The organism is Methylobacterium radiodurans, assembly GCF_003173735.1.
Taxonomy (GTDB): Bacteria; Pseudomonadota; Alphaproteobacteria; order Rhizobiales; family Beijerinckiaceae; genus Methylobacterium; species Methylobacterium radiodurans.
The window spans coordinates 4,594,060-4,616,732 of the sequence record NZ_CP029551.1 but is presented as its reverse complement, the minus strand read 5'-3'; the positions used below and the strand labels follow the sequence as shown (position 1 = coordinate 4,616,732).

At 71.6% G+C, this 22,673-nt stretch carries 23 protein-coding genes; 17 read left to right on the top strand and 6 right to left on the bottom strand.

Annotated features, from left to right (window positions below; all coding sequences use genetic code 11):
- Positions 1-72 precede the first annotated feature (72 nt).
- A complete protein-coding gene (locus tag DK427_RS21665; protein ID WP_245930668.1) occupies positions 73-1,431 on the top strand; it encodes an AmpG family muropeptide MFS transporter in 1,359 nt (452 codons plus the stop codon).
- Between the two features lie 140 nt (positions 1,432-1,571).
- Positions 1,572-2,513: an EcsC family protein gene (locus DK427_RS21660; protein WP_109953182.1), complete on the top strand. Its 942-nt coding sequence runs from the start codon at positions 1,572-1,574 to the stop codon at positions 2,511-2,513.
- A gap of 9 nt (positions 2,514-2,522) precedes the next feature.
- Here the strand turns inward: DK427_RS21660 and ilvA are convergent, their stop codons facing one another.
- The 4 genes from ilvA to DK427_RS21640 form a co-directional block, all read right to left on the bottom strand.
- Complete coding sequence (ilvA, locus tag DK427_RS21655; protein WP_109953181.1) at positions 2,523-4,064, bottom strand: threonine ammonia-lyase, biosynthetic; 1,542 nt, start codon at positions 4,062-4,064, stop codon at positions 2,523-2,525.
- Positions 4,065-4,187: 123 nt separating this feature from the next.
- A complete protein-coding gene (locus DK427_RS21650; protein WP_109953180.1) occupies positions 4,188-4,535 on the bottom strand; it encodes a diacylglycerol kinase in 348 nt (115 codons plus the stop codon).
- Positions 4,535-5,602 carry an AbrB family transcriptional regulator gene (locus DK427_RS21645; RefSeq protein WP_109953179.1) on the bottom strand — a complete coding sequence of 356 codons (1,068 nt, stop codon included), beginning with the start codon at positions 5,600-5,602 and terminating at the stop codon, positions 4,535-4,537. Before DK427_RS21645 ends, DK427_RS21650 begins: the two co-directional genes overlap by 1 nt.
- A gap of 56 nt (positions 5,603-5,658) precedes the next feature.
- Positions 5,659-6,642, bottom strand: a complete 984-nt coding sequence (locus tag DK427_RS21640; RefSeq protein ID WP_109953178.1) for a LysR substrate-binding domain-containing protein — start codon at positions 6,640-6,642, stop codon at positions 5,659-5,661.
- 137 nt (positions 6,643-6,779) lie between these two features.
- On the opposite strand from DK427_RS21640, the gene DK427_RS21635 reads away from it, so the two are divergent.
- From DK427_RS21635 to rpsI, 5 genes are all read left to right on the top strand, one after another.
- Complete coding sequence (locus DK427_RS21635; RefSeq protein WP_109953177.1) at positions 6,780-8,369, top strand: catalase; 1,590 nt, start codon at positions 6,780-6,782, stop codon at positions 8,367-8,369.
- 112 nt (positions 8,370-8,481) lie between these two features.
- A complete protein-coding gene (locus DK427_RS21630; RefSeq protein ID WP_109953176.1) occupies positions 8,482-8,955 on the top strand; it encodes a cupin domain-containing protein in 474 nt (157 codons plus the stop codon).
- Between the two features lie 157 nt (positions 8,956-9,112).
- Positions 9,113-9,673 (top strand): CoA-binding protein, encoded by a 561-nt coding sequence (locus tag DK427_RS21625; RefSeq protein WP_109953175.1) that lies wholly within the window; start codon positions 9,113-9,115, stop codon positions 9,671-9,673.
- 195 nt (positions 9,674-9,868) lie between these two features.
- Positions 9,869-10,330 (top strand): 50S ribosomal protein L13, encoded by a 462-nt coding sequence (gene rplM / locus DK427_RS21620; protein ID WP_066924431.1) that lies wholly within the window; start codon positions 9,869-9,871, stop codon positions 10,328-10,330.
- A 2-nt stretch (positions 10,331-10,332) separates the two neighbouring features.
- Complete coding sequence (gene rpsI, locus DK427_RS21615) at positions 10,333-10,818, top strand: 30S ribosomal protein S9 (RefSeq protein WP_066924432.1); 486 nt, start codon at positions 10,333-10,335, stop codon at positions 10,816-10,818.
- 61 nt (positions 10,819-10,879) lie between these two features.
- Here rpsI and DK427_RS21610 read toward each other — a convergent pair whose 3' ends face one another.
- Positions 10,880-11,419, bottom strand: coding sequence for a hypothetical protein (locus tag DK427_RS21610; protein ID WP_109953174.1), 540 nt, complete (start codon positions 11,417-11,419; stop codon positions 10,880-10,882).
- A 176-nt stretch (positions 11,420-11,595) separates the two neighbouring features.
- Between DK427_RS21610 and argC the strand changes: the two genes are divergently transcribed.
- From argC to DK427_RS21560, 10 genes are all read left to right on the top strand, one after another.
- The gene (argC, locus tag DK427_RS21605) at positions 11,596-12,543 is read left to right on the top strand and encodes an N-acetyl-gamma-glutamyl-phosphate reductase (protein ID WP_109953173.1); all 948 of its coding nucleotides are present in this window, start codon (positions 11,596-11,598) and stop codon (positions 12,541-12,543) included.
- A gap of 345 nt (positions 12,544-12,888) precedes the next feature.
- On the top strand, positions 12,889-13,374 hold the full coding sequence (locus DK427_RS21600) for a Ros/MucR family transcriptional regulator (protein WP_109953172.1): 486 nt from the start codon (positions 12,889-12,891) through the stop codon (positions 13,372-13,374).
- A 103-nt stretch (positions 13,375-13,477) separates the two neighbouring features.
- Positions 13,478-14,299, top strand: coding sequence for an alpha/beta fold hydrolase (locus tag DK427_RS21595; protein WP_109953171.1), 822 nt, complete (start codon positions 13,478-13,480; stop codon positions 14,297-14,299).
- Positions 14,300-14,430: 131 nt separating this feature from the next.
- Positions 14,431-15,915, top strand: coding sequence for a DegQ family serine endoprotease (locus DK427_RS21590; RefSeq protein ID WP_109953170.1), 1,485 nt, complete (start codon positions 14,431-14,433; stop codon positions 15,913-15,915).
- A 169-nt stretch (positions 15,916-16,084) separates the two neighbouring features.
- A complete protein-coding gene (locus DK427_RS21585) occupies positions 16,085-17,410 on the top strand; it encodes a replication-associated recombination protein A (RefSeq protein WP_109953169.1) in 1,326 nt (441 codons plus the stop codon).
- Between the two features lie 234 nt (positions 17,411-17,644).
- Positions 17,645-18,892: an Hsp70 family protein gene (locus tag DK427_RS21580; protein ID WP_109953168.1), complete on the top strand. Its 1,248-nt coding sequence runs from the start codon at positions 17,645-17,647 to the stop codon at positions 18,890-18,892.
- A 55-nt stretch (positions 18,893-18,947) separates the two neighbouring features.
- Positions 18,948-20,363, top strand: a complete 1,416-nt coding sequence (locus tag DK427_RS21575; protein WP_109953167.1) for an RluA family pseudouridine synthase — start codon at positions 18,948-18,950, stop codon at positions 20,361-20,363.
- Between the two features lie 164 nt (positions 20,364-20,527).
- Positions 20,528-20,935 carry a hypothetical protein gene (locus DK427_RS21570; RefSeq protein ID WP_109953166.1) on the top strand — a complete coding sequence of 136 codons (408 nt, stop codon included), beginning with the start codon at positions 20,528-20,530 and terminating at the stop codon, positions 20,933-20,935.
- Between the two features lie 34 nt (positions 20,936-20,969).
- Positions 20,970-21,641 carry an HAD-IA family hydrolase gene (locus DK427_RS21565; RefSeq protein WP_109953165.1) on the top strand — a complete coding sequence of 224 codons (672 nt, stop codon included), beginning with the start codon at positions 20,970-20,972 and terminating at the stop codon, positions 21,639-21,641.
- A gap of 43 nt (positions 21,642-21,684) precedes the next feature.
- Positions 21,685-21,924, top strand: a complete 240-nt coding sequence (locus DK427_RS21560) for a hypothetical protein (protein ID WP_109953164.1) — start codon at positions 21,685-21,687, stop codon at positions 21,922-21,924.
- Positions 21,925-21,985: 61 nt separating this feature from the next.
- On the opposite strand, the gene DK427_RS21555 is transcribed toward DK427_RS21560, so the two are convergent.
- Positions 21,986-22,489 (bottom strand): thermonuclease family protein, encoded by a 504-nt coding sequence (locus DK427_RS21555; protein WP_109953163.1) that lies wholly within the window; start codon positions 22,487-22,489, stop codon positions 21,986-21,988.
- Positions 22,490-22,673: the final 184 nt, after the last annotated feature.

The following is a 22,673-nucleotide window of genomic DNA, read 5'->3' as shown; positions in this document are numbered from 1 at the left end:
AAGTCGGCCACGGTCCTGCGGGACAAGGCGCATGGCTGTGAGGAGTTCCATTCCATGGCAGGCAGAACGGCGATGCACACAGGAACGAAAGCCGCGCCGCGGCCCGCCTCCGTCAGGCCGCGCCTGCGCCTGCGCGACGTGCTGGAGGACGCGCGCATCGCCCTGATGCTGGCGCTGGGCTTCGCCTGCGGCCTGCCGATCCTGCTCGTGTTCTCGACGCTCTCAGCATGGCTGGCCACCGCCGGCATCCAGCGCACCAGCATCGGATTGCTCTCCTACGTCTCCTTCGCCTACTCGCTGAAGTTCCTCTGGGCCCCGGTGATCGACCGGGCCGACCTGCCGTTCCTCTCCCGCCGGCTCGGGCGCCGTCGCTCTTGGATGGTGCTGTCGCAGGTGGTCGTCGCGGCGGGCCTTCTCGGCATGAGCCAGGGCGACCCGGCCGCCTCGCTCAGCTTCATGGTGATCTGCGCGCTCGTCACCGCCTTTGCCTCAGCGACGCAGGACATCGTGGTCGATTCCTGGCGCATCGACGCCGCGCCGACCGAGCGGCAGGGCGTGATGCTGGCCGCCTACCAGCTCGGCTACGCCATCGCCCGGGCCTTCGCGGGGGCGGGCGCCCTCTACATCGCGCAAGGCGCGGGCTGGAGCCTCGCCTACGGGGCGATGGCGGCGCTGATGCTGGTCGGCCTGACCGCCGCCTTCCTGGCCCCGCGCCAGGATCCGGTCACCGTCGAGGGCGAGCGCCGCTCGCTCGGCACGACGCTCCGGGTCGCGGTGGTCGATCCCTTCTCGGACCTCGTCCGTCGGAAAGGCGCCCGGCTGGTGCTGATCCTGGCGCTCATCATGCTCTACCGCCTGCCCGACATCATCTCGGGCGTGATGGCCCAGCCCTTCTACATCGAGCAGGGCTTCACCCTCACCGAGATCGCCAACGTCACCAAGGTCTACGGCGTGATCGTCGGGGTGGTGGGGGCGCTGGCCGGGGGCTGGGCGGTGATCCGCTTCGGGCTCCAGGCCTCGCTCCTGTTCGGCGGCATCGTGGCGGCGGCCTCGAACCTGATGTTCTCCTGGCTCGCCCTCTCGGGCCACGACACGATGCTGTTCGTGCTCAGCATCTCGATCGACAATTTCGCAGGCAACTTCGCCGGCACGGCGCTGATTGCCTACATGTCGAGCCTCGCATCGCCCGCCTTCGTGGCGACGCAGTACGCGCTGCTCTCCTCGCTCTACGCGCTGCCCGGCAAGTTCGTGGGCGGCTTCTCGGGCTTCATGGTCGATGCGATGGGCTATCCGATCTTCTTCGCGGCGTCCGCCGGCATCGGCATCCCGGTGGCGCTGCTCTGCCTCGCGCTGATCGCCCTGAAGGAGGGCGCGGCCGAGCCCGAACCGGCTCCGGTGCCGGAGGCCGAGGCGATCGCCGCCAAGGCCTGAGTGCGCCCGGACCGCGCGGAACCAAGGCGGGGGCGCGGCGCTTGCTCAGGGCCACGCGGCCGCGGCGGCCCCCCGGCGCGCGGCAGCCCTCCGGCGGCCTGCATCCGCGAGGCCCGAAGCTCGAGTCGAGGACACGGACCGTGAGCGACCTCATCCGCGCCGACGAGACCCTGCCGGCCCCGATCGAGCCGGCGAGCGTCGAACTGAGCCCCGAGGATCTGGCGGCGCTGCGCCGCGCCGTGCGCGCGCTGGAGCAGCCGGGCCTCGCAGCGCGGCTCTCGGCGGCGGCAGGCGCCCCCCTCGACATGATCGGCCGCTCGCTGCCGGCACCCGTGACGGAGGTGGTCGGCCGCAGCACGGAGGCCGCGATGCGCGGCGCCCTGCGGGTGGCGCTGGCGACCCTGCCGCGCAAGCAGGTTGTGGCGGGCGACGGGGAGGGAGGCGGCACCGCGGTCGAGGTCGCCGTCAAGGCCGAGGAGCGGATCGAGAGCCGGCTCGCGCGGCTGTTCGGGTCGAGCGAGACCGCCCACAAGGCGCTCGCCGCCGTGTCGGGCGCGGTCGGCGGGGCTTTCGGCCTCGCCACGCTCGCGGTGGAATTGCCGGTATCGACCACGATCATGCTGCGCTCGATCGCCGAGATCGCCCGGGAGGAGGGCGAGGATCTGGAGACGCCGGAGGGCGCGCTCGCCTGCGTGCAGGTCTTCGCGCTGGGCGGCCGGCCCGGGCAGAGCCTCACCGAGAGCGGCTATTTCGCGGTGCGCGCCGCGCTCGCCAAGACCATGGCGGAGGCCGCCCGCTACGCCGGCAGCAAGACGCTGCTGGACCAGAGCGCGCCCGCCCTGGTGCGCCTCACGGCGCAGATCGCCGCGCGCTTCGGCATCGTGGTCTCGCAGAAGGTCGCCGCACAGGCCGTGCCGATCCTCGGCGCGGTGGGCGGCGCCACGGTCAACACCGCCTTCATGAACCATTTCCAGACGATGGCCCGCGGGCACTTCACCGTGCGTCGCCTGGAGCGCGCCTACGGCCAGGACGCGGTGCGGGCCGCCTACGAGCGCGAGAAGGCGATGCTCGGGATCGCCTGACGGCTCGCCCTACTCGGCGGCGAGCGCCGCGCCGGCCGAGGCGTTGTCGAGGAAGAGCCGGTAGGCCGGGTTGTCGGTCTCGTCGAAGCACGGGTAGCCCAGCGCCGCGATCGCCGCATCGAAGCGCGGCCGGTCGGCCGGGCGAACCTCGATGCCGCAGAGCACCCGGCCGTAATCGGCGCCGTGGTTGCGATAGTGGAACAGGCTGATGTTGAAGTCCTCGCCGAGCGCCTCGAGGAAGCGCAGCAGCGCGCCCGGCCGCTCCGGGAACTGGAAGCGGTAGAGCCGCTCGTGGGCCAAGCCCAGCGCCCGGCCGCCGACCATGTAGCGCACATGGACCTTGGCCATCTCGTTGTCGCTCATGTCGAGCACGCGGTAGCCGCCGTCCTGCAGCCCCGCGATCAGCGCCCGCTTCTCCGCCTTGCCGCCGGAGAGGTTGATGCCGACGAAGATCTGGGCGTCCGCGCCCTTCGCGTAGCGGTAGTTGAACTCGGTGATCGCGCGGGGCCCGAGCGCCTGGATGAAGGCGCGGTAGGCGCCGGGCTGTTCCGGGATCGTGACGCCGATCAGGATCTCGCGCTCCTCGCCGATCTCGGCGCGCTCGGCGATGTGGCGCAGCCGGTCGAAGTTGAGGTTGGCCCCCGACGAGATCGCCACGAGCGTACCGGCGCCCGGGTTCTGCGCCGCCCAGGCCTTGGCGCCGGCGAGACTGAGCGCGCCGGAGGGTTCGGAGACCGCCCGGGTGTCGTCGAAGATGTCCTTCACGGCCGCGCACATCGCGTCGGTGTCGACCGTGATCACCCCGTCGAGATGTTCGCGGCAGAGGCGGAAGGTCTCCTCGCCGGCCTGCCGCACGGCAACGCCGTCGGCAAACAGGCCGACCGTCGGGAGCACCACGCGCTCATCGGCCTTCAGAGCCTCGGCCATGCAGGCGGCGTCGTCCGGCTCGACGCCGATCACCTTGGTGCCGGGCCGCAGGTACTTCACGAAGGTCGCGATGCCGGCGGCCAGGCCGCCGCCGCCGATCGGCACGAAGATCGCCTCGATCGGCCCCGTGTGCTGCTCCAGGATCTCCTTGCCGATCGTGCCCTGGCCGGCGATCACCTCCGCGTCGTCGAAGGGGTGCAGGAAGGTCAGGCCGTGCTCGGCCTCCAGGCGGCGGGCCTCGGAGAGCGCCTCGTCGAAGGCGTCGCCGTGCAGCACCACCTCGGCACCGCGGGCCCGGCAGGCATCGACCTTGATGGCGGGCGTGGTGCGGGGCATCACGATCACCGCGCGCACGCCGAGCTTGGCCGCGCCCAGCGCCACGCCCTGCGCGTGGTTGCCGGCGGACGCGCAGACCACGCCGCGATCGAGCTGCTCCCGGGTGAGCCCCGACATCTTGTTGTAGGCGCCGCGCAGCTTGAACGAGAAGACCGGCTGCAGGTCCTCGCGCTTGAGCAGGACCGGCCGGCCGAGGCGCGCGGTCAGCCGCGGCATCGGATCGAGCGGGCTCTCGATCGCCACGTCGTAGACGCGCGCGGTGAGGATCTTGCGGATGTAGTCGGTCACGGGCTCGCCGGTGCTGCGGGTTCAGATCTGACCCCGGCAGATACGCCTTCGCGCGGCGAGATGCGAGCGCACGCCCGTCCGGGCCGGTATGCGGCGGCGCAGGCGAAGCGCCGCAGGCGGCCCCTACGAGAGCCGCTCGATCAGCGCCGCGATCCAGACGAGCGCCGCGATCATCTGGGCCAGGAAGGCGCCCGCCGAGGCGAGGTCCTTCACGGTGCCGATCGCCGGATGGCGATCGGGATGCAGGTGGTCGCAGAGCTTCTCCAGCGCCGTGTTCAGGAACTCGGCGGCGAGCATCAGGAGCAGGCTCGCGATCAGCGCGACCTTCACCCAGAGGCTCGCGCCGAGCACCAGGGCGATGGGCACACCGAGCGCCAGGAGCGCGAGTTCCTGGCGCACCGCCCGCTCGGTGCGGGCGCCGTGGCGCAGGCCCCGCCAGGAATTCAGGAAGGCCATGATGATCTCACCCATCAGGCGGACCTCTCGGGAACGGCGCGCGTGATCCACTTGGCGAGCAGCGGGCCGGTGACCAGCACCACGAAGAGCCGCAGGGTCTGCACCGCGAGCACGAAGGAAACGTCGGCGTGGGTGCCGACCGCGATGATCGCCACCGAGTCCAGGCCGCCGGGGCTGGTGGCCAGGAAGGCGGTGAGGAAGTCGATCGCCAGGATGTGGGTGAGGGCCCAGGCCCAGCCGCCGCAGAGCAGGATCACCGCGAAGGTCGCGACCAGGATGCCCGGCAGCGCCCGCAGGGTCACGCCGAGCGTCTCGCGGGTGAAGCGCAGGCCCACGTACCAGCCGATGGCCGCATAGGCGAGGTCGAGGATCGGAGCCGGCAGCGCCATATCGGCGAGCCCGGTGGCGTGCAGCGCGGCGCCTAGCACCATGGGACCGATCAGGGCGCCCGCCGGCAGCCGCAGGGCGAGCGCGATCGCGGCGCCGATGGCGGCGACCGCCAGGGTGGTGAACGTCGAGAGCACGCCGACGCTCCCGGCTCCGGACGGGGCCGGGGGGGTGTCGGGGCCGGAGAAGATGAACCGCGTCACCAGCGAGGCGGTGAGCACCACGGCGACGACCCGGACATATTGCATGAACGCGACGAGGCGCGGGTCGGCGCCGAACTGCTCCGACATCGCCACCATGGCGGCGGCGCCCCCGGGCGACGAGCCCCAGGCCGCCGTGGTGCCGGGCAGGACGCGCAGGCGCGTCAGCGCCCAGCCGACCACGCCGCCCGCCATCACCGTCACCAGAACCACCGCGACGATGATGAAGCCGTCGGCCCGCAGGGTCGCCACGATGCTGCCGGTGACCGCGTGCGCCACGAGGCAGCCGATCATCGCCTGCGCGGCCATGAAGGCCGGGCGGGGGACGCCGAGGCCCGCGCCGCCCACCCCGAAGGCGATGGCGGTGAGCATCGGCCCGACCAGCAGGGCGGCGGGGAACTGGGCCCGATACAGGCCGTAGGCGAGGAGCGCGGAGACGGCGACGAGCGCGCCCCACAGGGCGAGCGGGCGAAGGTGTGACCTGAGCTGTGACACGGCGATCCCGGCCGGACGCGAGGCCCGGCGCGCCGGGTGTCTGACACGGCGTGGCGCTACACCGCTTCGGCCCGCCTGTCACGGTTGCGCAGGGGCAGATCGGGTGACGGGCGCGCGGCATCGTCGCGGCAGGCCGCGGTGGCGGGAGGCGCGTGAGCCCGGAAGAAGGCGGCGAGATGCGCGAGCCCAGCGGCCCGCGGGTCGCTCGACCGCCACGCCAGCGCGATGGTGCGGCCCGGCCCGTCCGCGTCGAAGCCCCGCGTCACGGTGAGCCCGCTCGGATCGGGGCCGGCCGGCACGGCGAGCGCCGGCAGCAATGTGTAGCCCGCCCCCGCGGCCACCATCGAGCGCAGGGTCTCCAGGCTGGTGGCGTGGCGGCCGGCCGAGCTTCCCGCGCCGCAGGCCGCCACCGTCTGGTCGCGCAGGCAGTTGCCCTCGTCGAGGAGCAGGAGGTCCGGCCCGGCGATGTCGCGCGCTCGCAGCGCCCCACCCTGCGCCAGGGGATGCTCGGCCGGGCAGGCGAGCCAGAACGGCTCCACGAAGAGCGGCGAGACCGTGAGCCCGCCCGCCGGAACCGGCAAGGAGACGAGCGCGGCGTCGATGCGCCCGTCCCGCAACCCGTCGAGGATCTCGGCGGTGCGCGCCTCGGTCAGCGCGAGCGAGAGGAGGGGGAATTCCTGGCGCAGCAGACGCAGCACGAGGGGGAAGTAGTAGGGCCCGAGCGTCTGGATCGCGGCCAGCACCAGCCGCCCGGTGAGCGGTGCGCCGCGCCCCTCGGTCGCGAGCGCCAGGAGGCGCTGCGCCTCGCCGAGCACCGCGCGAGCCTGCCGCACGATGGCCTGCCCGGCCGCGGTCATCAAGACACGCCGGTTCGATCGTTCGAACAAGACGAGGCCCAGCGCGGTTTCCAACTTGCGCACCTGCACCGACAGGGTCGGCTGGCTGACGTTGCAGCGCTCCGCCGCACGGCCGAAATGGCCCTCGTCCGCGACGGCGACGACGTATTCGAGATCACGGAGCGACAGACCGGAGACGTTCATAGGCGCAGCCTATCACAGCCTTTGTGACGATGCATTTGCCTCGGGGTCACGGGGGGTTCATAAGCCTTCACCAGAACGGTTCCAGGTTGGCCGCACCGCCGCCCGAAGCCTTTCATCCATTTGGAGAGACGGTACGCATGAGCGATCAACGCCCGATCCTGACCACCCGCCAGGGCCATCCGGTCCGTGACAACCAGAGCACGCGCACGGTCGGTGAGCGGGGCCCTGCGACTCTCGAGAACTACCAGTTCATCGAGAAGATCACGCATTTCGACCGCGAGCGGATCCCGGAGCGCGTGGTGCATGCCCGCGGCGCCGGCGCCCACGGCTGGTTCGAGGCCTACGGCAAGATCGGCGACGAGCCCGCCTCCAAGTACACCCGCGCCCGCGTGCTGAACGAGACCGGCGTCAAGACGCCGATGTTCGTGCGCTTCTCGACGGTCGCCGGCGCCAAGGAATCGCCTGAGACCGAGCGCGACCCGCGCGGCTTCGCGGTGAAGTTCAAGACCGTCGAGGGCAACTGGGACCTTGTCGGCAACAACCTCAAGGTCTTCTTCATCCGCGACGCGATCAAGTTCCCCGACATGATCCACGCGTTCAAGCCGGATCCGGTGACGAACCGGCAGGAGGCGTGGCGCTTCTTCGACTTCGTGGCCCAGCACCCCGAAGCGATCCACATGGTGACGCATCTGAAGTCGCCCTGGGGCATCCCGGCGAACTACCGCGAGATGGAGGGCTCGGGCGTCAACACCTACAAGCTGGTCAACGACCAGGGCGAGGCGGTGCTCTGCAAGTTCCACTGGGAGCCCAAGCAGGGCGTCCGCAACCTGACCTCGGCCCAGGCCGCCGAGATCCAGGCCAAGGATGTCGGCCACGCGACGCGCGACCTCTACGACAACATCCAGGCCGGCAACTTCCCCGAGTGGGAGTTCTGCGTGCAGATCATGCCGGACGGCCCGAACGACCACCTGTCGTTCGATCCGCTCGACGACACGAAGCTGTGGCCGGTCGACCAGTTCCCGCTGCTGCCGGTGGGCCGCATGGTGCTGGACCGGGTGCCGGACAACTTCTTCGCCGAGGTCGAGCAGTCGGCCTTCGGCACGGGCGTGCTCGTCGACGGCATCGACTTCTCGGACGACAAGATGCTGCAGGGCCGGACCCTGTCCTACTCGGACACGCAGCGCTACCGCGTCGGCGCCAACTACCTGCAACTGCCGATCAACGCGCCGCAGCCCGGCGTGAAGGTCTACTCGAACCAGCGCGACGGCCAGATGACCTATGGCGTCGACGGCACCGGCCCGAACCGGCACATCAACTACGAGCCCTCGACGCTGGCCGAGGGTCTGCGCGAGGCGCCCAAGCCCGCCAAGGATTACCACCAGCCGGTCACGGGCAATCTCGGCCGCTACCAGACCTCGCGCACCGAGGACGACTACACCCAGGCAGGCGTCCGCTACCGCTCCTTCGAGGATTGGGAGCGCGACGACCTGATCGCCAACTTGGTCGCCGACATGAAGCAGTGCCCCGAGCCCATCCAGCTCCGGATGGTCTGGCACTTCTGGCACGCGGACGAGGATTACGGCCGCCGCGTCGCCGAGGGTGCGGGCATCGACCTGGAGAAGGCCAAGGCCCTGCCGCCGCTGCCGGGCCGCGCCGCCCCGGGCAAGCGCCTGACGCCCGAGACCTACACGGACGGCAGCCAGGCCCATAAGGTCGCCGCCGAGTAACGGCCGCACCGCTCGAAACCTCCGACCCCGCGCAGGCATCCCCTGCGCGGGGTTTTCTTTTGCCCCCCCGCCGCCCCACATCGTCGGGATCCGACGGGCAGGAGGTGGCGCCATGGGTCAGGTCTATCGGGTAGGGGGTGTCCCCAACGTCACGATCGGGGGCATGCGCGTGCACTACCTCGCCCGCAGCGGGGCGACCCGGGACGCGCTCGGCATCTACCGGATGGAGCTGGCGCCCCGGTCGCCCGGCGCCGGCCTCCACCGCCACGCCCGGCTCACCGAGACCTTCGAGGTCCATGCCGGCCGGCTCACCGTACGGATCGAGGGCCACACGCTGGAGCTCGGACCCGGAGACTTCGTGCTGATCCCGCCCGGCCAGCCCCACGCCTTCGCCAACCGCGGCGAGGCCCCCGTCAGCTTCACCCTGAGCTTCACCCCGGCGCTCGGGCGCGAGGGATTCTTCGAGGGGCTGGCCGAACTCGCCGCCTCCGACCGGCTCGGCGACGAGGCGGCGATGGACGCCCTGATGAGCCGCTACGACCAGGAGCCGCTGGAGGGCTTCTCCGGCTGGACGACGCTCGACTGAGATGCATCCGGGAGGCGGCGATGGACTACGAAATCGGCGTGTGGACGAAGGGGAACGTGTTCGACGACTGCGGGATAGAGGGTGCGGCGGGGGAGGCGGAGGCGACTGACGCCCGAGGGGGCTTGAAGCGGGCGCGTCCGCGGCCGACAACCTCCCGATGACCGCATATGCGCCGACGGTGGCCCAGGGGAGCCGCCACGACACCTACCCCGACGCCGAGATCCGCCGGATCCTGCGGGAAACGCGCACGATCGCGCTGGTCGGCGCCTCGGCGAACCCGGCGCGGCCGAGTTGGATTGTGCTCAAGTACCTGATCGACCGCGGCTATGCCGTGACGCCGGTCAATCCGGGGCTCGCCGGGCAGGAGCTTCTCGGGCGCCGCGTCGCCGGCAGCCTCGCCGAGCTGGCCGGACCGGTCGACATGGTCGAGATCTTCCGAAATTCCGCCGCGGCTGGCCCGCTGGTGGACGAGGCGCTGGCTCTGGCGCACCCGCCGCGGGTGATCTGGATGCAGCTCGGCGTGCGCGACGACGCGGCAGCCGCCCGCGCCGAGGCGCGGGACCTCACCGTGGTCATGAACCGCTGCCCGAAGATCGAGTACGGCCGGCTCTCCGGCGAGATCGGCTGGAGTGGCGTGAATTCCCGCATCATCAGCGCCCGCAAGCCCAAGCTGGCGAAGGGCGTGCAGAAGCTGACGATCGAGTCGCGCGGGCCCTGAACTCGCGTACGGAAATACGGTATCCTGATACCTATAAACCTAAGTGCCTTCAGAGGAACGGATTTTTCGAAAATTCGCACCCAGAAAAGCGTTGACGCCTGAACCGCCTGCCGCTATGCACCCGTCATCGCCGCCGCGTCCCCACGCGGCGGCGCCTCATTTTCACGAAACCCCATCACGCCACGGGACTTGGCCATGAAGACCACATCGCTGAAGCCCGCCGACGTCGACAAGAAGTGGATCGTGATCGACGCGGAGGGCCTCGTCGTGGGTCGCCTCGCCTCGATCGTGGCAATGCGCCTGCGCGGGAAGCACAAGGCCGCCTACACGCCCCACGTCGATTGCGGCGACAACGTCATCGTCATCAACGCCGACAAGGTGAAGTTCACCGGCCGGAAGTACACCCAGAAGAGCTACTTCCACCACACGGGCTACCCGGGCGGCATCAAGGAGCGCACGGCCAAGTTCATCCTCGAGGGCCGCTTCCCCGAGCGCGTCGTCGAGAAGGCCGTCGAGCGCATGCTGCCCCGCGGCCCGCTCTTCCGCCAGATCCTCGGCAACCTCCGTGTCTACAAGGGCGCCCAGCACCCGCACGAGGCCCAGCAGCCGCAGACGTTCGACGTCGGCGCCCTCAACCGCAAGAACGTGAGCGCTTGATCATGGCGACCCTTCAGTCCCTCGCCGACCTCAACCGGTCGAACGCCGGCGGCAGCGATGCCCAGAACGAGGCGCCCGTCCACGTCCAGAAGCTGGACGCCCAGGGCCGCGCCTACGCCACCGGCAAGCGCAAGGACGCGGTCGCCCGCGTCTGGATCAAGCCGGGCTCCGGCCAGATCACCGTCAACAAGCGCCCGGTCGAGACCTACTTCGCCCGTCCGGTGCTGCGCATGATCCTGCGCCAGCCGCTGCAGGTCGCGGGCCGCGTCGATCAGTACGACATCGTCGTGACGGTCGCCGGCGGCGGCCTCTCGGGTCAGGCCGGCGCCGTGCGCCACGGCCTCTCGAAGGCCCTGACCTACTACGAGCCGGAGCTGCGCGGCCCGCTGAAGCGCGAGGGCTTCCTCACCCGCGACGCCCGCGTCGTCGAGCGCAAGAAGTACGGCCGCGCCAAGGCCCGCCGCAGCTTCCAGTTCTCGAAGCGCTAAGCGAACCGCGATCCTCGGGATCGTTCGAGGGCGGCTCCGCGAGGAGCCGCCCTTTTTCATGTCAGGCGTGGACGGCCCGCTCCAGCTCGGCCTTCGACATCTTCGAACGGCCGGCGACGTTCTGGGCCTTGGCCTTCTTCATCAGCTCGGCCTTCGTCACCTCCGCCTTGCCTCCGGCCTTGGATGCGGATTTGGCCGACTTGCCGGTCTTGCGCGCGGACGCCGCCTTCTCGGCGATGTCCTTCGGCTGCTTGGAGAACTGCTTGCCCTTGGCGCTGTCGGCCCGCTTCTTCGCGGTGCTGCGCTTGTACTCCTCGTCCGTGAGCTTCTGCCGGGCCTTCTTGGGCAGGTAGCGCTCGCCGGTCTTGCCACTCTCCTTACCGGACTTCGTGCCCCACTCCTCGTCGGTCCACTGCTTCAGGTGGTTGTCGTCCGACTTCTGGCCGCTGTAGCCGCCGCCCTCCTTCTTGTACTCGGCGGTCGCCATCTGCGCCTTGCGGGCCGACCACTGGCCGGGCTTGCCGCCCTTCGATGACTTGGTGACGTCGGACTTCACCTTCTCCCAGAGTTTGGGATCCGTCTTCTTCGCGGTTCCAGACATGACATCCGCTCCATCAGGTTTGGCGGACAACAGGCAGCCCGGAACCATGTTCCTGCGGCATTGCGGAGCCTGTGGACGACGACCGTCACAGAACGTCCATTGACACCGGGGCGACGACCGGCCACCTCCCGCGGCGCAGCGGGCGCACCCGGCGTCCGCGCAGGGAATCCACCATCATGGCGAATGCGGGCGCGCGGCCGACGGTCTTCATCGATGGCGAGGCGGGCACCACCGGCCTCGGCATCCGCGAGCGCCTGGAGCGCGACGGCCGGGTGAACTTGCGCAGCATCCCGCACGAGAACCGCAAGGACGTGGCGGTGAAGCGCGCTCTGCTGGCCGAGGTCGACCTCGTCGTGCTCTGCCTGCCGGACGACGCGGCCAGGGAGACCGTGGCGCTCGCCGACGCGCTGCCGGAGGGCGGTCCGAAGATCCTCGACGCCAGCACCGCCCACCGGGTCAGCCCCGGCTGGGCCTACGGCTTTCCCGAGCTCACCCGTGAGCAGGACCAGGTGATCGCCGGGGCCCGGCGGGTCGCCAATCCGGGCTGCTACCCCACTGGGGCCATCGCGCTCCTGCGCCCCCTCGTCGAGGGCGGGCTGATCCCGGCGGACTTCCCGATCAGCATCAACGCGGTCAGCGGCTACAGCGGCGGCGGCAAGGGCATGATCGAGCGCTACGAGGCCGGAGAGGCCGAGCCCTTCCTGCTCTACGGTCTCGGCTTCGGCCACAAGCACCTGCCGGAGACGCAGACCTATAGCGGCCTGACGCGCCGTCCGATCTTCATCCCTTCGGTGGGTAACTTCCGCCAGGGCATGCTGGTCAGCATCCCTCTCCATCTCGACGCGCTGCCGGGCCGTCCGGCGGCGGGCGATCTCGAGGCCGCGCTCGCCGACTGGTACGCCGGCCGCGCGCTCGTGCGCGTGGTGCCGGGCGCGGAGGAGGGCGTGCACCGCGAGCGCCTCGAACCCGAGGCCCTGAACGACACCGACCGGCTGGAGCTGCGCGTCTTCGGCTCCGACACGCACCGGCAGGCGGTGCTGGTCGCGCGGCTCGACAATCTCGGCAAGGGCGCCTCGGGCGCCGCCGTGCAGAATATCGGGCTGATGCTCGGCCTCGACGGCTGAGCGTATCGCCCCAGCGACCCGACCGCGACGCGGGAAGCCCGGCACCCCGACAGGGCGCCGGGCTTTCGCGCGTCCGCGCTCCGCCGAGGATCGCCGACCGAGCGCACGGCAACGCCGCATAGTCTTCGATCCACTTCAGAAATCACAATGATGTGATGAACAAAAACTGCTCAGACGTTGAGCCGAGCGCAACTTTCCACAAGCGCATAGCCGGGTTTTGCTACGCATCATTGAGGTTTTGCCTTGACCTGATTTCCGGATTCGATTGTATCGAACGACGCATCGGCGCAACTCGACTTTCGGTCTGCGGTGAACCGGGCGGACCAACGCGCAGGATATTGCAGCATGACAGAACCTGAAGTTGACAAAACACGCTTCGTCGCGCTCACGGCGGAGATCGTCTCCGCCTATGTCAGCAACAACCATGTCCAGGGCAGCGAGCTGCCGGGCCTGCTCGGCCTCGTGCACGGCGCACTCTCGGGGCTCGCCGGGAAGGACGCTCCGGCGCCAGGACCGCAGAAGGCGACGCCCCAGGAGATCCGCCGCTCGATCACGCACGAGCATCTCGTGAGCTTCGAGGACGGCAAGCCCTACAAGACGCTGCGCCGCCACCTGACCCTGCGCGGGCTCACGCCCGAGGCCTACCGCGAGAAATGGGGCCTGCCGCGGGACTACCCGATGACCAGCGCGAGCTATTCCGAGCAGCGCTCGGAGCTGGCCCGCGCCCTCGGCCTCGGCCAGCAGCGCCGCAGCCAGCCGGAGCCCGAGCCGGCGCCCGCCGCCGAGGCGCCCAAGCGCCGCCGCGCCGCGCGCCAGACGCAGGCGGCCTGAGCGCCGGCCTCCGGAGCCCCGCGCGGGCCGGAACGTTCCGGTCCGCGCCGACTTCCCTCGTCGGATGCGGGCGGCAGCGCCGCCGGGTGGGAAGAGGACCGCGATGGCCTTCATCGAGACCGGGGACGGGACGCGGCTCTACGTCAAGGACTGGGGCAGCGGGCGCCCCATCGTGCTGATCCACGGTTGGCCACTCGACGCGGACATGTGGGAGTACCAGCAGCCAGCGCTGACGGAGGCGGGCTTCCGCACGATCGCCTACGACCGCCGCGGCTTCGGCCGCTCCGACCAGCCCTGGACGGGCTACGACTACGACACCTTCGCGGACGACCTGAAGGCGGTGCTGGACGGGCTCGACCTCCAGGACGTCGCGCTCGTCGGCTTCTCGATGGGCGGCGGCGAGATCGCGCGCTACATGTCCCGCCACGGGGGCGCGCGCGTCGCGAAGGCCGTGCTGGTCTCGGCCGTGCCACCCTACCTGCTGAAGAGCGCCGATAACCCGGACGGCGTCGACCGCTCCGTTTTCGAGGGCATGATCGACGGCCTCAAGCAGGACCGCCCACACTTCCTGGCGAACTTCGCAAAGACCTTCTTCGGCGTCGGCGTGTTCTCCTCGCCGTCCTCGACAGAACTTATCGAATGGACCGGCAACCTCGCCATGCTGGCCTCGCCCAAGGCGACGGTCGCGTGCGTGCGCGCCTTCGGCGAGACGGATTTCCGGGCCGATCTCCCCCATTTCAAGGTGCCGACGCTGGTGATCCATGGCGATGCGGACCAGACCGTGCCGGTGGATATCTCGGGTCGGGACGCGGCGGCCGCGATCCCGGGCGCGCGCTTCGTCGCCTACGAGGGCGCGCCGCACGCCGTGCCCTTCACCCACGCGGAACGCCTGACCGCCGACCTGCTGGACTTCCTGCGCACCTGAACGGCCACTCGCCCGCCGCATCCGGGCGCGATATGAGCCCCCAGACGACCAGAGCGATCCGGCCCCGGGCGCGCCTTCTCGCGCCGCGCCTCCGGAGCCGTCGCGTGCGGTCCCCAGATCCGGAGCCCGGCATGCCTCGCACCCTCGCGCCCATCCTCTGCGCCGCCACGGGCGCTACCCTGGCGCTCGCGACCCTCACCCAGGCCGCGCAGGCCCAGCAGAAGACGCCGGAGCCCTACGCCGCCAAGGAGAGTCTCGCCACCAAGCCCGTGCCGCAGAGCCGGGGCGAGGTGCAGCTCTCCTTCGCACCCGTGGTGAAGCGGGCCTCGCCCTCCGTGGTCAACGTCTACGCCTCCCATGTCGAGAAGCGCTCGAACGCGCGGGCGAACGCCATGGAGGAGTTCATGCGCCGCTTCTTCGGCGAGGAGAGCGGCGGGCGCGGGCCCCGCGGCCTGCCCGGCGAGCGGGCGCAGCGCTCCCTCGGCTCCGGCGTCATCCTGGACGAGTCCGGGCTGATCATCACGAACAACCACGTCATCGACAACATGAACGAGGTGCGGGTGGCGCTCGCCGACAAGCGCGAGTTCGAGGCCCAGATCGTCCTGCGCGATCCCCGCACGGACCTCGCGGTGATCAAGATCAAGAACCCGACGGGCGGGCTGATCGCGATGCCCTTCGGCGATTCGGAAGGCTTGGAGGTCGGCGACTTCGTGATGGCGATCGGCAACCCGTTCGGCGTCGGCCAGACGGTGACGCAGGGCATCGTCTCGGCGCTCGCCCGCACCCAGGTCGGCTCGTCGGACTACCAGTTCTTCATCCAGACCGACGCGGCGATCAACCCGGGCAACTCGGGCGGGGCACTGGTGGATCTGCGCGGACAGCTCGTCGGCATCAACACCGCGATCTACTCGCAGTCCGGCGGCAGCCACGGCATCGGCTTCGCCATCCCCGCCAGCATGGTCAAGGCGGTGGTGGACTCGGCCAAGGGCGGGGCCAGCACGGTGCGCCGGCCCTGGCTCGGCGCGCGGGTCCAGAACGTCACCCCCGACATCGCCGAGAGCATGGGCCTCGACCACCCGACCGGCGTGCTGGTGGCCAACCTCGTCCCGAAGAGCCCGGCCGAGGAGGCCGGCCTGAAGCGCGGCGACCTGATCCTCTCGGTCGACGGCCAGACGGTCGACGACCCGGAGGCCTTCGGCTACCGCTTCGCGCTCAAGGGCATCCAGGGCCAGACCAAGTTCGGCATCCTGCGCGGCACCAGCCGCATGACCCTGCCGGTGAAGCTCGGGCCCGCCCCGGAGACCCGCCCGCGCGAGCCCGTGAAGGTGCGCACCCGCTCGCCGTTCCTCGGCGCCACCCTCGTCAACACCTCGCCGGCGGTGGCCGAGGAGATGCAGGTCGATTTCCCCTCCGAGGGCGTGACCGTGCAGGCGGTGGAGGAGAACTCGTTCGCCGCCCGCGCCGGCCTGCGCAAGGGCGACATGGTGCTGGCGATCAACGGCGCGCCCGTCACCTCGACCAAGGACATCGAGCGCCTGACGCGCAACCCGATGAGCATGTGGGAGGTGGCGATCAACCGCGGCGGCGAGGTGCTGACCTCGGTGTTCGGGGGCTAGAGCGCTCTCCGCCGAAGTGGACGCCGGTTCGGCACAAGAGAGCGCGTCAAAACAAGGGACTAGAGCCGTTCCCGATTGCAACGCGATCGGGAACGGCTCCAGGGGAGCGGCAGGGAATTGCCGGCGGCGCGGGCTTGCCGGCCCGCGCCGGACCGGTGTTGATGCGCCGATGTCCGACCTCTTCGCCTCCTCCGAGCCGACGCCACCGCAGAATCCCAACGCCCCCCGACCGCTCGCCGACCGGCTGCGGCCGGCCCGGCTCGACGAGGTGGTGGGCCAGGAGCACCTGACTGGGCCGGACGGGGCGCTGACCCGGCTCCTGCGCTCCAAGAGCCTCGGCTCGCTGATCTTCTGGGGCCCGCCCGGCACCGGCAAGACCACGGTGGCGCGGCTGCTCGCCGACCAGACCGACCTGCATTTCGAGCAGATCTCGGCGATCTTCTCGGGCGTGCCGGACCTGCGCAAGGTGTTCGAGGCGGCGCGCAGGCGCCGCCAGGGCGGGCAGGGCACGCTTCTGTTCGTGGACGAGATCCACCGCTTCAACCGAGCCCAGCTCGACGCCTTCCTGCCGGTGATGGAGGACGGCACGGTGACGCTCGTCGGCGCCACAACGGAGAACCCGTCCTTCGAGCTGAACGCGGCGCTGCTCTCGCGCGCGCGCGTCCTACTGTTCCGCAGCCTCGACGACGCGGCGGTGGCCAAGCTGCTCGCCCGCGCCGAGGCGCTGACCGGCCAGGCCCTGCCGCTCGACGAGGAGGCGCGCGGCGTGCTGGTCCGCATGGCGGACGGCGACGGGCGGGCCGCGCTCACGCTCTCCGAGGAGGTCTGGCGCTCGGCCCGGCCCGGCGAGACGCTCGACGCCGAGACGCTGCAGGAGATCGTGCAGCGCCGCGCACCGATCTACGACAAGGCGCAGGAGGGGCACTACAACCTGATCAGCGCGCTGCATAAGACCGTGCGGGGTTCCGACCCGGACGCTGCCCTGTACTACCTCTGCCGGATGCTCGACGGCGGCGAGGACCGCCTGTTCATCGCGCGCCGCCTCGTGCGGATGGCGGTGGAGGATATCGGGCTCGCCGACCCGCAGGCGCTCGTCGTCGCCACCGCCGCCAAGGACGCCTTCGACTTCTTAGGGTCGCCCGAGGGCGAGTTGGCGCTGGCGCAGGTCACGGTCTACCTCGCCTGCGCGCCGAAATCGAACGCGGTCTACGAGGCCTACAAGGCGGCGACCCGGGTCGCGAAGGCCGCCGGCTCCCTGCCGCCGCCGCGCACCATCCTCAACGCGCCGACCAAGCTGATGAAGCGCATGGGCTACGGCGAGGGCTACCGCTACGACCACGACGAGCCCGACGCCTTCTCGGGCCAGGATTACTGGCCGGAGCGGCTGGGCCGCCAGCACTTCTACGCGCCGACCGAGCGCGGCATGGAGAGCCGCTACCGCGACCGCCTAGAGCACTGGGAGCGCTTGCGCCGGGAGCGCCGCGGCGAGGACTGAGCCCGGAGGTTCTGGATTCCAAAGGTCGACATCTTCCGCGGGTGCGGGACGGAGCCTGCCCCGGGGCAACGCGCCACGGACCCCGCCAAAGGGCCTAAGGCCCTTTGGGATCCCCCGGATTGTCCGACGCCGACCCACCCCGCGCCTCAGGCTCTGGACCGGCGGGACGACGGCCTGTAGAGCGGCCGGCCCTTACCCGTCCGATCCCCACGATTCCTGCGCCGGAGAGCGTTGATGGCGGCCTGCGGCCTCGATTTCGGCACCTCGAACACCACCCTCGGCCGCAGCGCCGCCGGCCGACCCGAACTCGTCCCCCTGGAGGGCCGCCACCTCACGGTCCCCTCCGCGATCTTCTTCGCGCCCGGACGGCCCCCGATCATCGGGCGGGCCGCCACCGAGGCCTATGTCGAGGGCGTGCCGGGCCGGCTGATGCGCAGCCTCAAGTCGGTGCTGGGTTCCGGCCTCGTCGAGGAGACGACCCCGCTCGGGCGCGAGCGCCTGCGCTTCCGCGACGTCATCGCCCGCTACCTCGCCGCCGTGAAGGCGCGGGCGGAGGAAGCCGCCGGCACGGGTTTCGACGCGGTGGTGCACGGCCGTCCGGTCCATTTCGTGGACGGCGATCCCGAGGGCGACCGCCGGGCGGAGGCGACGCTGCGGGAGATCGCCGAATCGATCGGCTTCCGGAGCGTGTCCTTCCAGTACGAGCCGATCGCCGCCGCGCTCGATTACGAGCAGGGCGTACGCGCCGAGGAGATCGCGCTGATCGCCGATATCGGCGGCGGCACCTCGGACTTCTCGATCGTGCGCCTCTCGCCCGAGCGCCACGCGCGGGCGGAGCGCGCCGACGACATCCTGGCCAATGACGGCGTGCGGATCGGCGGCACCGATTTCGACCGGATGCTGAGCCTCGGCACCGTGATGCCGCTGCTCGGCCTCGGGAGCCCGATGAAGCGCGGCGACCTCGCGGTGCCGAACGCCTATTTTCACGACCTCGCGACGTGGTCGAGCATCAACCGGCTCTACAACCCCAAGACCCTGCGGGAGATTGAGGAGACCCGCCGCGACGCCGCCCGGCCGGATCTGATCGACCGGCTCTACAATGTGGTCGAGGCCGAGCGAGGCCACGGCCTCGCCATCGCGGTCGAGGGCGCCAAGATCGGCGCGAGCGACAGGGGCACGGCGAGCCTCGATCTCGGCTTCGTGGAGCGCGGACTCCGGGCGGCCGTCGACCAGGAGAGCCTCGGCGCCCAGACGGGAAGCTTGGCCGAGCGCATCGGCGGGCGCGTCGGGCGCTGCCTCGCGCAGGCCGGGATCGGCGCGGAGCGGATCGATGCGCTGTTCCTCACCGGCGGCTCGACCGGCCTGCCGCACGTGCGGGCCGCGCTCACCGCCTGCGTACCGGGCGCCCGGGTGGTGGACGGCGATACCTTCGGCTCGGTCGGCGTCGGTCTGACGATCGAGGCCGCGCGGCGCGGCGCATGACGAATCGCGCGCCGGCGAATTGTCGCCGTCGGGCCAGGATGATAGCAGCGGCCGCATGACGCAGAAGCCTCCCCATCGCGGCGGCCCCGGAAAGGGCGGCCGCGGCTCCAGCGCGGGCAAAGGGCCGCCCAAGGGCCCCCCGAAGGGTCCGGCCGCCGGACGCGGCGCGAGCCGCGGGCCGCGTCCGGCGCGCCCGGAGCGCGCCCGCACCGGCCCGCGCAGCAGCGCCCTCGACGCGGCCCAGCGCGCGGCGCAGTTGCGCGGCGACGAGCGCGACGCGCGCCAGCCCTGGTCACCGGTCGACGCGGAGGCGCCCGCGCCCGCGAAGGTCCGCCTCGAGAAGTCCCGGACCGAGAAGCCCCGGGCAGAGCGTGCGCCGCGGCGCACCGACGCCCCGCGCACGCCCGCCGCCCCCGCGGCGGCACCCGCCCCGAGCCGGCGCGAGCAGCGCGCGGCGGCCTCCGCCACCCTGGCCTCCGGCGTGCAGACCCTGACGGTCGAGCCGGACGAGGACGGGATGCGGGTCGACCGCTTCCTCACCGCGCGGTTTCCCCAACTCCCCTTCACCCGGATCCAGAGCCTCGTGCGCAAGGGCGAGCTCCGGATCGACGGCAAGCGGGCGAAATCCCAAGACAGGCTGGCGCCGGGCCAGAGCGTGCGCGTGCCGCCGCTGAAGCTCGACGCGGAGGCGCCTCGCCCGCGCAACCCAGTGCGCGACCGGGACGACGCGGAGTTTGTGCGCTCGCTGATCCTCTACGAGGACCAGGACATGATGGTCTTGAACAAGCCCTTCGGCCTCGCGGTCCAGGGCGGCTCGGGCACCGTGCGGCACGTGGACGGCCTGCTCGACGCGCTCACCGGCCCGGACGGGCAGAAGCCGCGCCTCGTCCACCGGCTCGACAAGGACACGGCCGGCTGCCTCATCGTCGCCAAGACCCGGCTCGCCGCCTCGACCCTCGCCAAGAGCTTCCGCTCGCGCGCCGCGCGCAAGATCTACTGGGCGCTGACGGCGGGCGTGCCGAAGGTGCGCCAGGGCCGGGTCTCGACCTATCTGGTGAAGGACGAGCCGGCCGAGGCGGATGCCCGCATGCGGGTGGCCAAGCACGGCGAGGAGGGCGCCTCCCACGCGCTCACCTACTACGCGATGGTCGATCAGGCGGCGCAGAAGCTGTCCTGGATCTCGTTCAAGCCGGTGACGGGACGCACCCACCAGTTGCGGGCGCACGCCGCCCATATCGGACACCCGATCGTCGGGGACCCGAAATATTTCGACGTCGAGAACTGGGCGCTGCCCGGCGGCATCCAGAACCGGCTGCACCTGCTGGCTCGCCGCATCGTGATCCCCCACCCGCGCACCGGCCGGCCAGTGGACGTCAGCGCGCCGCTGCCGCCGCACATGGCCCAGAGCTGGAACCTGCTCGGCTTCGACGCCGCCCGCTACGACCCGGTGGTCGACGCGCCGGAGGATTGAGGCGGCGCTGGGTCCCCGTGCGTGCGGTTTGGCGAGGGGGCCGAGGCGGCTCGGCGAGGCGGCTTGGCAAGCGCGTGCGTCGAACAATATTCTCGCGGAGGCGGCCCGGCGCGTGACCGGTCCGCAGGCCCGTCTTGCGAACCGCGCGGTGAGACCTCATCGACATGAAGCACGCCACGCTGGCCCGGCTCGCCGCCCTGAGCCTGCTCGGATCGGCGACATTCGCGCTCGCCCAGCAGCCGCCCCGTCCGGCGCCGCAGCCCCCCGCCGCGCCGGCCGAGCAGGCGCCGCAGGCCAAATCCCCAGCGCCGCCGGCGCAGCCGCAGGCCCAGTCTCAAGCGCCGCAAGCCGCCCCGGCGCGTCCAGCAGCCGGCGGTGGCCGCGCCGAACGCCGCCGCCCCTCCTACGCGAGCTGCAACCGGGCCTCGCACCAGCGGGGCCTGCAGGGCGGCAGACGGCGGCGCTTCCTCATCCGCTGCCGGCTCGGCTACGAGCGCCCGCGCCAGCCCCCGGCGGTACGGGGCGCGGCCCCGCAGGCGCAGCCCCCCGCCCAGCCCGGGCCGCGCCCGTGAGGACCCAGAGGAGGCGGCAGAGCCGCGCCCGGCCGTGAAGCTCATCGTCTTCGACGTCGACGGCACGCTCGTCGACAGCCAGCATCTCATCGTCGCCGCGCAGGGCATGGCGTTCGCCGAGCACGGCATCCCGGCGCCCGAGCGCGCGGAGGCGCTCTCGGTCGTGGGCCTGTCGCTGCCGCAGGCCTTCCGCCGCCTCGTCGGCGAGGATGGGCCGGTGCAGTCGCTTTCCGAGAGCTACAAGCGCGCCTTCCAGACCCTGCGGCTCGACCCGACCTACGAGGAGCCGCTGTTTCCCGGCATGGGCGAGCTCGTGGCCCGGCTGCACGCGCGGGACGACGTGCTGCTCGGGATCGCCACCGGCAAGTCGCGCCGCGGCGTGAACCACCTGATCGAGGTCCAGGGCTGGGAGGGCTGGTTCAGCACCACCCAGAGTGCCGACGACGCGCCCTCGAAGCCCGACCCGGCGATGCTGCTCCAGGCCATGGCCGAGACGGGCCTCGGCCCGGGCGCGACTGTGATGGTCGGCGACACCTCCTACGACATGGCGATGGCGGTGGCGGCGGGCGCGGCCCCGGTCGGCGTGGGCTGGGGCTATCACGTCCCCGGCGCCCTCTACGCGGCCGGGGCGGTCACGGTGGTGGACAACGCGGCCGCGCTCGGCGCCCTGTTCGGCCGCGAGGCCGACCCGGCCTGCACCGGCTGACGCCAGCTCGACGCGACCGGCCGGTCCCGGCTATGCTCGCGCCATGCGCCCGCTCCTGCTCCTCGCCCTGCTGCTCGTCTCCGTGCCCGCTGCGGCGCAGACGGTGGACGGCCCTGTGGCCGGCGGCGCCTTCGGCATGAGCGGCGCCGACTATTTCGGGGACATCCACGACCGGCCGCGGCTCGATCGGGAGGCTCGTCCCGCCCGCGCGCAGCGGCACCGCGTCGCATCGGCGAAGCCCCGCAGGGTCAAGCCGGCCGGGCGCCGCAGCAGCGCTCTCTAGCGCGCGGCGCACAGGACGATCGAGGCGCCGTCCGGGCGGCCCCTCTCGCGTCCGCCACCTCTCAATCGCTGGCCTGCGCGCTCGCCAACGCCTTCGCGCGGCTTTGCGCGTGGCGCCAATCCGCCGGCTCCTCGAACACCCCGGCCCAGATGCCCTTGCGGGTCGCCCAGGCTCGGCGCTCCTGATGCGTGTAGCCCTGCGCGGCCTCCCGGAGCGCGAGCGCGTGGCCGTGCCCGACCATCCAGGCCGAGAGATCGGTGCTGCCCGCCCGGCAGAGCGCCGTCAGGCGCTCCTTCGCGGCGGGACCTTGCGGCTCGCAGGTGACCGCGGCGCTGCCGATCTGCTGGCGCAGGGCCGCGGCGGCGGCCTGCCCGCAGCGGTAGGGCGTGCCGGACGCGGTCTCGCAGGTCTGCGCGGCCTCGGGCGCGTCGATCCCGTAGAGGTCGATGCGCCGGCCCCGCACATCGATCGTGTCGCCGTCGATCACGGTCGGGTGGCCAGTCACAGCCTCGGCGGCGAGGGCGGGTGTGGCGAGGAGCAGGCAGAAGGGGATCAGGCGCAGCATCGATCGGGAACCCTGGAAGGATCGGGGCGGGTGCAGGAAGCGGGCCGAAACGCGGCCGATCCCGGCGCCAGCACCGCGCCGGGTGCGGGCGAGGGAGACCGGACCGGCACCGTTGCGGCGCCCTTGAGCCTGCTCGGGGCGATGCCGGATTGCAGCACGGCATTCTGGCGGAATGGTGCCGCCT

Excerpts from the sequence above, each read along its gene's own strand:
- rplM (WP_066924431.1), top strand. The coding sequence starts at position 9,869 with ATGAAGACCACATCGCTGAAGCCCGCCGACGTCGACAAGAAGTGGATC.
- DK427_RS21650 (WP_109953180.1), bottom strand. The coding sequence starts at position 4,535 with ATGGGTGAGATCATCATGGCCTTCCTGAATTCCTGGCGGGGCCTGCGC.
- DK427_RS21575 (WP_109953167.1), top strand. The coding sequence starts at position 18,948 with ATGACGCAGAAGCCTCCCCATCGCGGCGGCCCCGGAAAGGGCGGCCGC.
- DK427_RS21590 (WP_109953170.1), top strand. The coding sequence starts at position 14,431 with ATGCCTCGCACCCTCGCGCCCATCCTCTGCGCCGCCACGGGCGCTACC.
- DK427_RS21665 (WP_245930668.1), top strand. The coding sequence starts at position 73 with ATGCACACAGGAACGAAAGCCGCGCCGCGGCCCGCCTCCGTCAGGCCG.
- DK427_RS21630 (WP_109953176.1), top strand. The coding sequence starts at position 8,482 with ATGGGTCAGGTCTATCGGGTAGGGGGTGTCCCCAACGTCACGATCGGG.
- DK427_RS21600 (WP_109953172.1), top strand. The coding sequence starts at position 12,889 with ATGACAGAACCTGAAGTTGACAAAACACGCTTCGTCGCGCTCACGGCG.
- DK427_RS21625 (WP_109953175.1), top strand. The coding sequence starts at position 9,113 with ATGACCGCATATGCGCCGACGGTGGCCCAGGGGAGCCGCCACGACACC.
- DK427_RS21580 (WP_109953168.1), top strand. The coding sequence starts at position 17,645 with ATGGCGGCCTGCGGCCTCGATTTCGGCACCTCGAACACCACCCTCGGC.
- rpsI (WP_066924432.1), top strand. The coding sequence starts at position 10,333 with ATGGCGACCCTTCAGTCCCTCGCCGACCTCAACCGGTCGAACGCCGGC.
- DK427_RS21585 (WP_109953169.1), top strand. The coding sequence starts at position 16,085 with ATGTCCGACCTCTTCGCCTCCTCCGAGCCGACGCCACCGCAGAATCCC.
- DK427_RS21555 (WP_109953163.1), bottom strand. The coding sequence starts at position 22,489 with ATGCTGCGCCTGATCCCCTTCTGCCTGCTCCTCGCCACACCCGCCCTC.
- DK427_RS21595 (WP_109953171.1), top strand. The coding sequence starts at position 13,478 with ATGGCCTTCATCGAGACCGGGGACGGGACGCGGCTCTACGTCAAGGAC.
- DK427_RS21635 (WP_109953177.1), top strand. The coding sequence starts at position 6,780 with ATGAGCGATCAACGCCCGATCCTGACCACCCGCCAGGGCCATCCGGTC.
- DK427_RS21640 (WP_109953178.1), bottom strand. The coding sequence starts at position 6,642 with ATGAACGTCTCCGGTCTGTCGCTCCGTGATCTCGAATACGTCGTCGCC.
- DK427_RS21560 (WP_109953164.1), top strand. The coding sequence starts at position 21,685 with ATGCGCCCGCTCCTGCTCCTCGCCCTGCTGCTCGTCTCCGTGCCCGCT.
- argC (WP_109953173.1), top strand. The coding sequence starts at position 11,596 with ATGGCGAATGCGGGCGCGCGGCCGACGGTCTTCATCGATGGCGAGGCG.
- DK427_RS21610 (WP_109953174.1), bottom strand. The coding sequence starts at position 11,419 with ATGTCTGGAACCGCGAAGAAGACGGATCCCAAACTCTGGGAGAAGGTG.
- DK427_RS21570 (WP_109953166.1), top strand. The coding sequence starts at position 20,528 with ATGAAGCACGCCACGCTGGCCCGGCTCGCCGCCCTGAGCCTGCTCGGA.